The sequence below is a fragment of the Methanobacterium sp. genome, assembly GCF_016217785.1.
Classification (GTDB): Archaea; Methanobacteriota; Methanobacteria; order Methanobacteriales; family Methanobacteriaceae; genus Methanobacterium.
This window is the reverse complement of the sequence record NZ_JACRGA010000010.1, coordinates 1-14,547: the sequence shown is the minus strand read 5'-3', so window position 1 is coordinate 14,547 and position 14,547 is coordinate 1. Positions and strand designations below refer to the sequence as shown.

Here is a 14,547-nt window from a genome sequence, read left to right as displayed (position 1 = left end):
TCATCACCTTCAATAATTTCTATTAACACTAGTCTGAATCTGTTAGATTATCTGTCTGGAAGTATAGTCAAGGTAGGACTTGGGAGAAAATTGACAAAACAGGTGTTTTTCAACAACCACATGTATACTGACTCCCCAAAATAGAGTACTTTCTCAAATTAATCATTTTACAGTTAGCAGTATGAAGATTGGTTGGGCTAAAAAATTAAAGAAATGTGAAATTTGCATCTTGTTTTACCCATTTTTTTAAAGTAACCATGTTCCTTAAATTAAAGTAACCATTTTATTAAAGAAATCTTTTCAAAATTGTTTGTGAGTAAAATTTATCAAATGTTTTTTTTGAGTACCTAGTATTTTGAGTACCTAGTATTTTGAAGTACACCAATTAAAGTAGAAACACCCTCGGAAGTAGAAACCCTTGGTTTCATTTCCAACAAAAATATTCACCAATCATACCTGTGATTCTACATTAGAATATCAGTATATACAATTGATCACCCAGTAAATTGATCACCATCGATCACCATTGATCATCAGTCGTGCTGAATAAATTCAATGATGATACCAGTTAACTCTTCAATTGCCTTCAGGAACTCTCTAAATGTTGGGGGATAACTGTTGGCACCATGGGATTCAACTTTCAGGTCCCCGAATATAATATCAACTTCCCATTCATCATCCTCAACGCAACTATCCTCGCAGGTGACTCTGTACTCTTCATACCAGTCCCAGATTTTTATTTCATCAATGTAATGCCAGAAATCTTCCCATTCTTCATCACTGGGTATGATTTTCTGTTCATCTTGATTTTCATGTTTAGAAAACTGTTTTATAACTAAACATTGGTCTTCCCATTTTAAAGAGAAAAAATAGCCATTAGTTAATGCTTCGTATTTGATCCATAGGTTTGTGGGGTGTATGTGATTCATTCTAATCATGTAACAGATTATTTAACCATATTACGGTTAACTATACAGTTATTTACTATAATATTTAATCATATAACAGGTTTTTCGGGTTATCTCGACACATTAGGGTTATATCTTCCCAGGAAATTCCCTGCTTGATCATGCTGGCCATCATCATCTGCATCCCCAACACTGGTCTGGGGTTATGATCCTGTCCGAAGTCTGTGGCCAGAATGCAATGCTTAGCCCCCACCTCTTTTATAGCCTCAGCCATAACTTCAGGGTCCAGTTTATCATGTTGGGGCATGGTAGCCACCCAACAGTGCTCCAAGTATGCGTGGCAGGCCATTTCCTTCTGTTCATCCAGTGATGCTCCCACCACCCGTGTTAAGGGATGGTTTACCATTATTTTTTCTACACCCAAACTACGGCACTGATCCAGTACCTGGAAAATCTCCTCAGGATTTAGATGACCCGTGGCCAGTACCAGGTTATTATCCTTTATCAGGTGCAGTATTTCATTTAAAGCATTATGATCAAGTTTTATTTCCTGGTGATGGATGGTGGGGAGCCATATTATTTTACCACCCATTAAAGCAGTGGTCCTGACTGCTTCTGCGTTCAATCCCCCTACAGTTAGGTTAAGGGTTACACCACCTGTTACTGGGAGCCCGGTCATCCTGTGGGTTATGTAAGCCCGGCCAGCAGTAGATTCTACATGGGACTTAAGCACAATTCCAGCCATGCCCTTCTCCTGGGCCTCCAGGGCCGCCTCGTAATCATTCAACAATCGAGGTTTAACATCGGGACTGGTGTGGATGTGGGTGTCCATGAAACCCTTGAGGATTTCTGTCTGCTTTGTTTCTGGGTTGGTATTCATTATCTTCAAATCCTAATATCTTCAAATCCTATACCATCAAATCCTGATATTTTTGTAGGGAGGTTATCTTATTTTTTTAAAACTCAGGATATATTCCAGGAACCTACTGCACATATCAGGGTTATCTTTTTAAGGATTGCCTCTTCTTCGAACCTCTTCATACAGATTACCACCATTTGAGTCCATGGTAACTATCAGTGGTCCGAAATCTTTGACTTCCAGTTCCCAGACTGCTTCTGGCACTCCCAGATCCAGCCAGTGGACACTATTTATCTTAAGAACTGAACTGACATAGAGTGCAGCGCAACCACCTACCGCCGCCAGGAACACAGCACCATTCCTTTTTAGTGCTTCGGCAGTTTTTTCATCCATCCCTCCCTTTCCAATGACTGCCAGGGCTCCCTGGTCCAGTACTTCTGCCTGGTAGGGGTTCATACGGGTGCTGGTGGTGGGTCCTACTGCCACCATCTGGTAGGTATCATCGTCCTCTTTTTTTATTATGGGTCCGGCATGGAATATGACTGCCCCTTCCAGGTCAACAGGGGATCCAGTCTCGATTATGCGCTTGTGGGCACTGTCACGTGCAGTGTAAATGGTTCCGGAGATGTACACTGAATCTTTGATTCTTAATTTTTGAGTGTCTTCCTTGGTTAAGGGTGTTTTGAGATGAACGATCATGTTTTTTAGCACCTTTAATGAATTTTTATAAATTTATAAATTTTTTTAACAGACTTTTCTTGTTAGATATCCCTGTTTTAAATTTGTTGTACCAGAATTAACCCCTTTAAATAAAATAAATTTTTTATCCCAGAAATACCACCAGAACAAGAATAACAATCAGGATAAGTATAACCGCCCCCAATAAGATTAGGGGGTCTGTTTCTTCGTAAAAACGGATAATTTTATCCATAACGCCAGGGTTCTTAACTCTGGCCTTTTTTTCCCCAATAGCGGCCATTAAACGTTCTTCTTCCAGTATAATATTCAGATAATTCTTTTGACGGGTTAAATTGACTTCAAGGTCAATGACATCCCATAACTCCTCTTCTTCAAACATCTCATCAATAAAATCATCGCCAATCTCTATTTTGGGGAGAAGACTTTTAAGGGATTCTCTTCTTTCAGATAATCTGTCATGAAAGGAATCAAAAGCTTCTTTATTCCGGTTACGGTTATAACTTTTTAATTGCAAATCTTGATGGGTCTTGCAGAATTCTAAAGGGTTACCACACTCACACTTTACAAAGTCACGGGGTGACTCATCATTTTTTAGTTTATAGTATCCTCCACAGTAATTGCAGAAGAGGTAACCACCGCTGGTGGAACGAATGAATTTTTTGGTTTTAGTTCCCTTTAAAACCATTAACACACCTTGAACCCTTGGATTTATTCAAATGACAATTTTTGAAATTTTTTTAACAATTAGATGAGTGTGAAATGAAATTATTTTTCTTACCATTCTTAGTAATCCAGGTATAACCCCACCTAATAAATATAGGTTTATTATTTGTGTATTAATGTTTTTTGGAAACATGGTTTCAGAGAGGACATTGGAAGAAAAAAATGATTCAAAACTGTTTGAGAATCGTATTATTACATTATGAATCGTATTCTTACCGGATTATAACAAGATTGTGGAGAGTACTGATTAATGAGTTGTATTCATTAGATACATGTCATTACATTTATTTGCATTACAGATAAATTAAGATCCCTGGATTTTTTTAAAATTTTTGGTTGATTTAAAAAAAATTTGGTGAATTTCTCAAGGAAGATCTTTCAAAATAGTGGGGAACATGACTGGAAGTTCATCACTTCGCCTTATTCCAAAGGTATTACTTTTTTATATTTATATATTAAACTAATGTTAATCTTTAATTAACTTAAGGGATTTAATATAGAATAGTTTTATTAATTTTGATATCTATGTAAACGCTACTCTTAGAATCTTAGAAAATCAAGAAAAAATACTAAAACTATTTGTTAATTATACTAAACCCATAAAATTAATTAATAATCTATAAATAAAGAGAACAGACTAATATATTAAGTCAATTATACTGTTATATCCCAATAATTGTAACAATCATTATCATTGTTTTGAATCTATTAAGAGGTGAATTATGTCAGCTGTTGATAACATTACTGATCTTTCCAAGTACATGGTAACCCTTCCACCCAGCAGGATATCTATTTTAACCATGACATTTCTCAGTTTCCTTACTGGTGCTATTGCCGCCTATTTTGAACCATTATCATCCCTATTCGATAGTATAGTTTATGGTGGATCTGCAGGCTTCCTGATCTTCGGACTAACCTCCATAATGGATGGGGCCATAACCCAGCCACTGGTCAATGCCATGGAAGGAAGACACATGAAGATGAAGCAATCCATGTTCATATCCCTCCTGACCATGGTAGTGGTGGCTCTGGTTTACGTTGTGGGTAGTCTGGTGTCCACCTACACTGTCTACAGTTATGTTATTGATGCGCTGATACTGGGCTGTGCCCTGGCCTTTGGTCTGCGTATATTCATTATCTGGGGCACATCCAACATAGGGGCAATTAGATCCATTTTAATATCAGCTATCCAGCCGGTTCTCATCCTGAGCATGGTGGTGGTGATAGTATTTTTAACCAGCATCACCACCAACATCGGATCATTCAGTATCATAGCCGTGGCCCTGAAAGGACTCATCGCAGGGTTAATATTAATGATAGCTATTTACTCCTTCATGCTGGTGATTGAATCCCCCATCAGGCGAAACCTGGGGGTGGGGGGTCTGGAATTATTATCCCTCTTCATAGCACAGTACACCGAAGGGTCACGTGCCATGGAAACACTCTTCGAAGACATGGGAGAACCCATAGACACCCTGGTGGGTGTGGTTAGTTTTAAGGGTGAAAATGGAGTGAAAGGATTGTTCATATCTCCCTGTGTCCATCCCGGTCCAGTGGGAAACATTGGAGGGGGAAATATGCCCACGGTCCTGGCAAAGAACCTGGAACCATTCACCATGGTCAGCCACGGCCCTTCCACCCACGACTTTAACCCGGTGAGCTCTAAGGAAATCTGCAAAATCAAAGATGTGGTTCTAAAAGCACTGGACGATATGGAGTACTCTAAAAAAGCCAGCCAGTTCATTCAGGTTGAACACGAGAATGCTAAACTGGGAGCCCAGTACTTCGGAGATAATCTGGTACTCCTAGCCACATTCGCACCCCATGGCTTTGATGATATTGATTTTGGAGTGGGCCTGGCCCTTATTAAAGCAGCGCAGGGACATACCAAAGCAGAAAATGTGGTGCTGGTGGACTGCCATAACTCCTTCAAGGGAGAATCCGGACGGGTGCTGCCTGGAAACCCCGAGGTTTTCCAGCTTCTAGATGCAGTGGAAAAACTGGAAAAACCCTCAGAAAGCGAGCTTAAAATGGGATGTGCCAATGACACCATTTCTGAATTAAGTAAAAGGAGCGGTGTAGGTCAAAGTGGAGTTAAAGTCATGGTGCTGGATGTTAACAACCAGAAAACTGCCTACATCCTCCTGGATGCCAACAACATGGTCATAGGTTTCAGGGAGGAGATACTGGGTGAAGTGGAAAAACTGGGACTGGATAACGCTGAGGTGATGACCACCGACACCCACTTTGTCAACACCCTCTCCGGTGGCCATAACCCACTGGGAATTAGAGACAGGGACATAATAATAGAAAAAGTGGTAGAATGCACTAAAAATGCTTTAAACGATTTGGAACCAGTTATGGTTGGTGTTAAGACTGTGAAACTATCAAGTATAAACACCCTGGGCCCCACCCATGCCACTGAACTGGTAACCACCATCAGCTCCATAGTGGCGGTAAGCCGGATAGTAGCACCACTGGTGTTCGTGCTGGCACTGATCTTTGTATTTATCTGGATATTCTACTGGACCTTTTAAAGTCAACTTCCCACAAGTTTTATTATTACTACACACTAAATGAGGATAAGTAATGGGTTAAATAGAGGTAATTAATGGGCTAAATGATGGTAAGTAAGGAGTATCCTTACGTAGACTTGAGGTGAATTTGTTCAAAAGTCTAAAACAGCAATATAAAAAAAATTAATCAGGAAAATGATTTTTTGAAAAAATTAAGGGTTTTGAAAGAATTAAGGGTCAAATAAAAAGAGGTATGGTAAAATATCCTCAATACATATTGTAGAAGAGAACCCATACAATTACCCATACAAAGAAGAATGGTAGAATACCGCTCCAGAGCCATCCTTTCATCCCACCAACTTCTTCCTTGCCGAAGATTCGCTCAGAAAGCTGTCCAGTCAAATAAAGGATCAAAAGCCCTGATAGAACTGCCAGGAATTCGTTTTTACCCAGAGCACTTATGGCGCCGGTGGATAGTAAGAATGATATGGCTCCTGCAACTATAGCCAATGCAGAATGTATACTGGTTAACTTAATTTCAATGTCCATATTTTTCCTCCGTTTTAACTATGGTCACAACCATATAATATAGATAAAGGTGCACTCTCATGAAAGCAATGTCCAATGTTGATCTTTACGCCATCTCCCATGAACTTGATGAACTCCTAAAAGAAGCCAGGGTGCAGAAAGCATACCAGCCCACCAGGGACACTGTGATCATACGATTCCACGTCCCGGGAAAGGGACGGGTAGATGTAGCATTCCAGGCAGGTTTAAGGGTGCACACCACTCAGTATCCGCCTGAAAATCCTAAAGTGCCACCGTCATTTCCCATGCTTCTGCGTAAGCATTTGAAGAATGCTACAGTGAAGGGGGTCCGGCAACATAACTTTGACCGTATCCTGGAAATTGACATCCAGAAGGAACATCGCTTTACTTTGGTTGTTGAACTTTTCTCTCAAGGCAATATAATACTTTTGGATGAAGATAACCGAATTATCCTACCACTGAAACATCGCCATGCACAGGGTAGGAAGATAACATCTAAGGAAGAATACCAGTACCCCGAAGAGAGGGGCATTCATATCCTGAATGTTGAACTGGAAGATTTGAAGGATTTATTCGCAAATTCTGATTCTGACCTTATCCGTACACTGGCCAGGAGTGGTCTGGGAGGAATGTACTCCGAGGAAATATTCCTGCGTTCGGGTGTGGATAAAAAACTCCCGGCACATGAAGTCAGTGAAAGTGATGTTGAAGCCATTTATCAGAGCATGACCGAACTCTTCAAACCACTAAAAACCTTCAAATTCCAGCCACAGATCGTGAGGGAAGTCATTGAAGGTGAAGAAAATGAAGATGAAACCAGTAGCGGAGTAACAGAACCTAACCAACATGAAACATCCGAATCTACCAAAAATGAAGCAACTAAAACTACTCAAGACGAATCAGCGGAAACTACTCCAGATGAAGCAAAGGAAACTACTCCAGATAAAGTAACAGGAATTACCCAAAAAAAGTCTCCAGATAAAAAACCTAAAAAAGGCAAAGAGGATGTTCTACCCCTTGATATTTTAACCTACCAAGATTTCAAGAAGGAACGCTTTGAAACCTTTAACCAGGCCGCTGATGAGTTCTACAGTGGAAAGGTTGGTGCTGATATCAAAAAGGTTCAGGAGGATATCTGGGCCAAAGAAGTGGGCAAATACGAAAAAAGACTCCGTATACAGGAAGATACCCTGAAAAAATTCCAGAAAACCATAATTGAAACCAAAAAGAAGGGTAACCTTCTCTATGCCCACTACTCCGAGGTTCAGAACCTGCTGGACATCATCCACCAGGCCCGGGAGAAGTTCTCCTGGATGGAAATCGCATCAAAACTTAAAAAAGCACGTAAAGAAGGAATGGTTGAGGCACAGATCATTGAATCCATGGATAAAATGGGTGTGCTCCTTTTGAATCTGGAGGGTGAAAGGATAACCGTTGATGCCAACCTGGAGATCCCTGAAAATGCGGAGAAATATTATAACAAGGGTAAAAAGGCCAAACGGAAGATCAAGGGAGTTAACATAGCCATTGAACGCACCAAGAAAGATGTGGAAAGAAAACGCAACAAACGGGAAATGGCCCTGGAACGGGTGCAAGTGCCTCAGAAAAGGGTGCGCAAGGAGCTTAAATGGTTCGAGAAGCTCAGGTGGTTCCTGTCCTCTGAGGGACTCCTGGTTATTGGTGGTCGGGATGCCGGTACCAATGAACTGGTGGTGAAACGTTACCTGGATAACAACGATATTTACCTCCACTCCGACATACACGGAGCTCCCTCTGTGGTTATCAAAAAAGGTGAAGTTGAGGGAGAAATTCCTGAATCAACCATCCAGGAAGCCGGTACCCTGGCAGCATCCTTTTCCAGTGCATGGAATAAGGGTTATGGTTCCCAGGATGTTTACTGGGTACACCCGGACCAGGTATCCAAAACACCCCAGTCCGGTGAGTTCGTGGCCAGAGGGGCCTTCATAATCAGGGGGAGCCGTAACTATCTCCGGGGAATACCACTCAAGATAGCAGTGGGTATTGTGGATTATGAGGGTGAGCGGATCATGGCTGGTCCAGCTGAAGCTGTGGCTAAATACACTGATAACTACGTGGTGCTGAAGCCTGGTTTTACCAAGAAAGAGGAAATTGCACGGGCTGTTCTTAAAAAGATCGATCCAGAACGGATCCTGACCCTGGAAGATGTTATACGGGTATTACCGTCGGGTAAGTGTGATTTTGAAGGAAAGAAAAGGTATTAAAATATTAGAAAGCTTTTAAAATTATTAGGTTTCTAAAAAAACCTTTTTTTCTTACAATTCAATAAAGAAATCTCACTTCAATATAAAAAAACTTGCAGTTCAATAAAAAAAACTTTTCATAAAAAAAATTATTTATTTTTTTCTTTAATCTTCTTTTTCAGGATGTAATTAATATCAATAAGGTATTTTCCCTCTTCATCAGAGACTATGACTGATTCATCGGCCATCAGGGATTCCAGGTTAACCTCATAAACCCCGTGTTCCTTGACCATTATGGTCTCCACAGAACTGCCCTTAATTTCCTTGATCTCTTTGACTTTTCCTTCCTGGTGGAATTCAAAGAATTTACTACCACAGTTTGGGCAGCCTTTAAGGATGAGGTCTTCTGAGTCTTCGTATTCCTGGCCGCATTTAATACATCGATGCATCACTACCACCGAGGCTGGCCACCATTGACAGGAAGTTTGACTTCCTTTTCACTGCTTTCATGACATTTGCCGGGCCGATAATGGTAATACCCACTGTTTTCTTCTTGGAAAGTCCGAAAAAGGAGCTTTCATCCTTTTCCAGGGTGTAGATATCAATACCCATGAAGCTTTCCACATCGATCTCACGCATGGTGGTTTCGATTAGCTCTGCCTCTTCTTCAGGTTCCAATCCACCTTCAATTACCAGAAGTTCGCCCTTTTTAACCTTTTCCACGATCATGGATATTTTTTCAATGCTACTTTGGGCTTTAAGTGCATCTGATGAGAGAAAATCCATTTTGAGACTGTTGGTATCAGTGTCATCCATTTATATCACCTTTAGTTAAACTTGTCCACCATGGCCTGGTACAGTTTATCGGTGTTTTCACCGTGGAGGGCGGAGATAGACACCACTTTGTGCTGGGGGAACACTGAGAGAATCCTTTCTGGATTGGACTCCGGCAGATCCACCTTGTTGGCCACAATTACAAATGGTATTTTACGAGCTTCCAGGTTACCGATTATGGTTATGTTGGCCTGGGTGAGGGGATCCTTGGTGGAGTCCACCACGAGTAGAACACCAGTAACATCATCTAACCATTTAATAGCTTCTATTATGCCCTTTGTGGCTTCTTTAGCTCTTTCTTTGGCTTCCTCTTCAGATAGGCCATACTGTAAGAAGTTTTTATAATCGATTTTGGTGGCTATTCCCGGGGTGTCAATGATATCAAAATCCAGTTCCACACCATCGTAGTTAAGGGTTACTCGTTCCTGTCGGTACACCCTTCTGGTTTCGTGTGGTATTTCTGAAACCAGTCCCAGGGATTTCCCGGTCCAGTCCTTGGTCATCCGGTTGGCAAGGGTGGTTTTCCCTGAGTTAGGGTGACCGTAGAATCCTATTTTGAGTTTTTTTTCTTTTCCAATTAGTTTGTTGAAGATGTCTGTGAAAAATTTTTTTCTGAATATGCGCATGATATCGACCATTAAATCACTCTTGGTAAGTTTCACCGGGTTTAAGAACTGCAACTTTGGTCTCGGTGGTTTTTTCAACCATATCTTTGAACTGGTAGGGATCCTGTTCTATCACTGGGAATGTGTTGTAATGCATGGGTATTATGACTTCCGGTTCTATCCATTTAGCAGCAATGCAAGCTTCAGTAATCCCCATGGTGTAACGGTCTCCAATGGGGAGTAATGCAATGTGTGGCTGGTAAATATCATTTATGACAGTTTTCATATCCCCGAAAATACCGGTGTCTCCGGAGTGGTATATCTTCCTCTCATTTTCCAGTTCCAGTATGTACCCAGAGGAACTTCCCCCGGGACCTATACCCTCTATAAAGTCCATATCTGAAGAGTGAATGGCGTTGACCATGGTGATCTTTATTCCCGCCTCTTCAATGGTTCCTCCCATGTTCATACCACTTGTTTCCAGTCCCAGCTGGGAGAGGTAAACCGAGTGCTCATGGTTGCACACTACGAGGGCACTGTTTCTTTGTGCTAATTCCACTGCATCTCCGAAATGGTCTTTATGTCCATGGGTGACGCATATTATATCGGCCTTAACATCTTCTGCATTCACTGGGCAGGCAGGATTATTGCGCATGAAGGGATCAATTAAAATGTTAATATCAGTGTCAGTTGATATGTGGAAGGCTGAATGTCCCAGCCACCGGATCCTCATTTTTTCAGCTCCAGATCTATTTCCTGTGATATGCCCCAGGCATCTTCGAACATTCTTTCAATTTCCAGTATGGATTTTTTGTCCTTGTAGATAACTCCCACTTCATAGCTTTCGTATATGGGGTCAGTGGATATTATAAGACCATTAGCATCATCTGCTACAATGGCCACGGTGTGCACGTGGGGCATGGTCCTGATCTTTACATCTTTATCCTGGAGGAGTTTTATTAACTCCACCGATGCATCATCGTCCAGGCTTGCTTCCTGGATGATCATACGGCTCTCGGTGTCCATGAACTTTTTCAGGATGCTCACATCAATGTTACGCACCCAGGGGTACATCATCAGTAGCTTACTCTCGGCAGTTACTATGGTGTCCTTCATGGCTTCCTGAACATCCTGAGCCTCAAAAGACCATATTATGGATGGTTCAGTTGAATCTGTCTTTAATTTATCAATGGTTCCCTTAAATGAATCTAACCGTTCGTCGATGATGCTTTCAATGTCCTTGGCATTCTGGATATAGTTTTCCTTGAGTTTGTCCAGTCTGTTTTTAACGAACTGATCATCCCGTCCGGTACGGGTTTGGAGTTCCTTCAGGCGTTCCTTGTCAGCGGTTTCCAGTACAGATTTGGGGACAGGTACTACTTTTTCATCTTTTTTTTCTTTGATCTTAAAGGGTTTTACCTGGGGAAGTTCAGCTTCCTCTTTTTTGCCAATTTCCGGTTTTTCTGTTGCCTTATCTTCAGTGGCTTTTTTAACGGGAGCTATCTTTTTAGGTGGTGTTTTTGGTTTAGTGGCTAGATCAGGAGGTAGTGTGGTTGATTTCTGAGTTGAGGGGATTGTTTCATCCATTTTTTGTGTTGATGGTGTTTCTACCTTCTTTTTAGGGGTTATGGCCCTTCCAGCTGAGGTGTCCTTTTTGAAGGGTAGTGTGGATGTTGGTGCTGGTCCAAATTTAGGTTCTTCCCTAAGGCGTGGTTTTGGTTTTATAGCCCGCGGTTCCGGAGTTTGGGCTGGTTTTGAAGGTTTTTTATCCTTAACAGGCATTTTTTTCGGTTTTACAGGTGCAGTTACCGCTGCCTTTGGGGTTTTTGCCTTTTTTGGTTTGGGCATAGCCCCTTTTGAGAAGTCTATCCTGCTGCCAAAAAATATCAGTAAAATAAGTCCTAAAACGGATGCGATTAACCCTACAAAGAAAGCTACAGGGTTTGGTGGGATGTTAAAACCAAGGTACATGAAATAAAAACCACCGATAACCAAGAGAGCCCCAAAAACGCTGACAATTAAATTGATCATCTCATACCTCCAATCTTATTATGTTAAGGATTCTTTATAAATTATTAGTTTCATCACACACCAATTATTATCATCCTTTCAATATGGGTCTTAAAATATTGAATTTCTAATTCTAAATGGGCCTTAACAATTATTAATATTTTCCGGATTTCATATACCAGATCTTTGCCCAACCCCTCTAAAAAATAATAATTCTAGTCTGAAAATTCATCTCCAGTTTCCACACAACTCCGGATGATGCTCACTGCATCTTCGGTTCCGTTGTACTGTGAAAATATGTTCCTGGTTTTTTCTGCATTCTTCTTGAGATCCTGATCTTCCAGGAGGTGGTTGATGTTTTCCGATAACTTCTCTGATGTTAAAGTGCCCATGTTCTCCAGGTGGGCTATTCCATAGTTTTTCATTTTCATGGCGTTTTTCAGCTGCTCCGGATGATTTTCTATAGGGACCATCAGGCTGGGAATGCCCAGAGAAGCAATTTCCATAGAGGTGGTGTGCCCAGCCAGGCTCACCAGGAAGTCGGATAGTTTCATCCACTCCATGATGTCTCCCAGAAATCGTTTGCATATTATCCTGGGGGATGATTCCAGATCCAGTTTTATCTGGGGCCCGGTGACCAGTATTATTCGATCACAGTCCAGATCGGGTGCTGCCTGGTGCAGCAGTTTTAAAAGTTTGTTCCCGAATTCTGACCCCCCAACAGTGGCCATTACCATTTTTTCAGATTTTCCAAATCTAAATCGTTGCCTGAGCTCCTTTTTACTGGCCATTAGATGGGTGTCCATCTTCAGTATGGGTCCGGTGAAGTTCACCCGATGACGTATCGGGGCTGGTACCTCATAGGAGTTTTGAATGTCCGGTATGATAATTGAGTCACAGAGTCGGGAGACATCCTTTATGAAACGTTGCAAGCCGTTTTCCAGGTACTCCAGGGTACGGTCTTTCTGGTTAACTTCCTTAAGCTCCGGTGCCAGGTCGTTACTCACCAGGACGCAGGGTATGCCCAGTACCTTGCAGGTGATGGGAACTGAGTAGTGGGAGTCTGAGACAACCACGTCTGGGTTGAATTCCTTGATTATGCGGGATTCGTGGTAGATACTTTTCAGGAAAATGTAAGGTGCGTCTATGGACTTGAGGGCGGTGTGTTTGAAGTTCAGCTCACCTGAACTCCCGTAAAACTTGATAGTGGGGAGTTTCACCACATCGTAGTCACTGTACTCGTTTAGCATCTGGTAGCCAGAACCGTAACTGGCAAAGAGAACCTCATCACCATCTGCTTCTAATTTTTGAGCTAAAGCCACCGAACGGGAGGTGTGTCCCATTCCAATGCCACAGGGTATTAGGAGTACTTTCATTTAGTCCACTTTTATTTTTAGGTACACAATTTATAGATTCATGATCCTGAGTTTTGTGTAAAAGTAACTTGGTTAAAAAGGTCTTAACTGGTTTTAATAGTTGTAATTGCTTATACTTTGAATAAGATTATAAACCTTTATAAATGAATTTCATGATAACGAATTCAGTTACAAGTTTTGCTTTCTTCTTTTTACTAAAAATTAAAAAAAATAGGTTAATTCATCTTATAAAGATATGTAATAATTTTAATCAGCTTAAAATTCTGTTAAAAGAGTTATAATTTGGGGTGAACCCTGATAGTTAGGTTTTATAACATCTAATTGGGTTAATTTTTGGGATTAGGTGATGTTTTAGTCCTGTGATTCCACGAAAGAGACTATGCTCTTAAATAATTCAAGGGATCCTTTGTTATTACTTAAACTCCAGGCTAATTTGTTCCGGAGGGCTCTTTTTTGTTCTTCACCCAGGGAGTTCATGTAGAAAATGGTCTGGTTAAAAAGAGAGTCTGCTCCGTTGGGGTTGTTGAGGGTTCCTTCAGTATGAAGTTCCTCAATCTTCCTGCGGAAAATTCTTTTAAGGTTCTTGGATGCCCGGTAGACCTCCTCGTGATCCTTGCTTTCCATCTGTTTAAGGATGGTTTCTATTTCCACAAAATCCATTCTGGAAACACCGAAGACAATACCCTCTGGTCTTAGGGATTGTATCCTCTTAACACCATCATAAATTGTGAAATCATAATCTGCGATGTAGATCTGCCCTTCACGCAGAAGCACCATTAATGATTCGTTGAATGTCTTGTCTGATGTGCCTATCCCTGATTTGGATCTTATAACTTCCAAAATCTTTTTTTTGGATAGTTCATCATTTTCTAAAACTTCCATGATCTGTCTTCGTAAATTGTAGTTTTTGGGCATGGTCACAACCCTCTTAATTAGTATGTGATAATATGCACAAAGAAGTATATAAACGATAATTATGTGTGAATAGGATAGGAGAGATAATACAGAATAGAAGTACAAGAACAATGTTGTTTATAGCAACAATTATATTGTATTACAAAAACAGTAATAGTATATATATAAAAATATGTCCATGGAGGTAAAAATATATGAGCTTTTTAAAAGATGAAGGTGGACAAGGAGCAGCTGAATATATCTTATTGTTTGGTGGAGTTATCGTTATAGCAATAGCTGCACTACTAATATATCGAGCATACTTCAGCAGTAACTCTGGACTAAACGCAGC

Annotated in this window: 15 protein-coding genes; 3 read left to right on the top strand and 12 right to left on the bottom strand. The window is 40.9% G+C overall.

From position 1 onward, the window contains the following. Positions 1-533: 533 nt before the first annotated feature. The 4 genes from HY987_RS04590 to HY987_RS04575 all read right to left on the bottom strand — a co-directional run bounded on the left by HY987_RS04590 (position 534) and on the right by HY987_RS04575 (position 3,151). The gene (locus HY987_RS04590; protein WP_292756087.1) at positions 534-938 is read right to left on the bottom strand and encodes a hypothetical protein; all 405 of its coding nucleotides are present in this window, start codon (positions 936-938) and stop codon (positions 534-536) included. Between the two features lie 55 nt (positions 939-993). Then, positions 994-1,788, bottom strand: a complete 795-nt coding sequence (locus tag HY987_RS04585; RefSeq protein WP_292756246.1) for a DUF6282 family protein — start codon at positions 1,786-1,788, stop codon at positions 994-996. Between the two features lie 129 nt (positions 1,789-1,917). Continuing rightward, positions 1,918-2,466, bottom strand: a complete 549-nt coding sequence (locus tag HY987_RS04580; RefSeq protein WP_292756085.1) for a FumA C-terminus/TtdB family hydratase beta subunit — start codon at positions 2,464-2,466, stop codon at positions 1,918-1,920. A gap of 124 nt (positions 2,467-2,590) precedes the next feature. Beyond that, positions 2,591-3,151 (bottom strand): hypothetical protein, encoded by a 561-nt coding sequence (locus HY987_RS04575; protein WP_292756083.1) that lies wholly within the window; start codon positions 3,149-3,151, stop codon positions 2,591-2,593. Between the two features lie 760 nt (positions 3,152-3,911). On the opposite strand from HY987_RS04575, the gene HY987_RS04570 reads away from it, so the two are divergent. Then, a complete protein-coding gene (locus HY987_RS04570; RefSeq protein WP_292756082.1) occupies positions 3,912-5,726 on the top strand; it encodes a DUF2070 family protein in 1,815 nt (604 codons plus the stop codon). Positions 5,727-5,972: 246 nt separating this feature from the next. Here HY987_RS04570 and HY987_RS04565 read toward each other — a convergent pair whose 3' ends face one another. Further along, positions 5,973-6,254, bottom strand: a complete 282-nt coding sequence (locus tag HY987_RS04565) for a hypothetical protein (RefSeq protein ID WP_292756080.1) — start codon at positions 6,252-6,254, stop codon at positions 5,973-5,975. A gap of 59 nt (positions 6,255-6,313) precedes the next feature. Between HY987_RS04565 and rqcH the strand changes: the two genes are divergently transcribed. Then, positions 6,314-8,497: a ribosome rescue protein RqcH gene (gene rqcH, locus HY987_RS04560; protein ID WP_292756078.1), complete on the top strand. Its 2,184-nt coding sequence runs from the start codon at positions 6,314-6,316 to the stop codon at positions 8,495-8,497. Between the two features lie 128 nt (positions 8,498-8,625). On the opposite strand, the gene HY987_RS04555 is transcribed toward rqcH, so the two are convergent. From HY987_RS04555 to HY987_RS04525, 7 genes are all read right to left on the bottom strand, one after another. Continuing rightward, positions 8,626-8,925, bottom strand: a complete 300-nt coding sequence (locus HY987_RS04555) for a Zn-ribbon containing protein (RefSeq protein ID WP_292756076.1) — start codon at positions 8,923-8,925, stop codon at positions 8,626-8,628. Further along, entirely contained in the window at positions 8,909-9,292 is a 384-nt protein-coding gene (locus HY987_RS04550) for a DUF2073 domain-containing protein (RefSeq protein WP_292756074.1), read from the bottom strand. Before HY987_RS04550 ends, HY987_RS04555 begins: the two co-directional genes overlap by 17 nt. A gap of 11 nt (positions 9,293-9,303) precedes the next feature. Beyond that, positions 9,304-9,948, bottom strand: coding sequence for an Era-like GTP-binding protein (locus tag HY987_RS04545; protein WP_292756072.1), 645 nt, complete (start codon positions 9,946-9,948; stop codon positions 9,304-9,306). Positions 9,949-9,952: 4 nt separating this feature from the next. Further along, on the bottom strand, positions 9,953-10,648 hold the full coding sequence (locus tag HY987_RS04540) for a metal-dependent hydrolase (RefSeq protein WP_292756070.1): 696 nt from the start codon (positions 10,646-10,648) through the stop codon (positions 9,953-9,955). Then, entirely contained in the window at positions 10,645-11,946 is a 1,302-nt protein-coding gene (locus HY987_RS04535; RefSeq protein WP_292756068.1) for a hypothetical protein, read from the bottom strand. The genes HY987_RS04540 and HY987_RS04535 overlap by 4 nt, the downstream gene beginning before the upstream one ends. A 194-nt stretch (positions 11,947-12,140) precedes the next feature. Beyond that, positions 12,141-13,301: a UDP-N-acetylglucosamine--N-acetylmuramyl-(pentapeptide) pyrophosphoryl-undecaprenol N-acetylglucosamine transferase gene (locus HY987_RS04530; RefSeq protein WP_292756067.1), complete on the bottom strand. Its 1,161-nt coding sequence runs from the start codon at positions 13,299-13,301 to the stop codon at positions 12,141-12,143. Positions 13,302-13,652: 351 nt separating this feature from the next. After that, positions 13,653-14,216 (bottom strand): hypothetical protein, encoded by a 564-nt coding sequence (locus HY987_RS04525; protein WP_292756065.1) that lies wholly within the window; start codon positions 14,214-14,216, stop codon positions 13,653-13,655. Between the two features lie 194 nt (positions 14,217-14,410). Between HY987_RS04525 and HY987_RS04520 the strand changes: the two genes are divergently transcribed. Next, a partial coding sequence (locus HY987_RS04520) for a class III signal peptide-containing protein (protein ID WP_292756245.1) occupies positions 14,411-14,547 on the top strand: 137 nt, incomplete at its 3' end.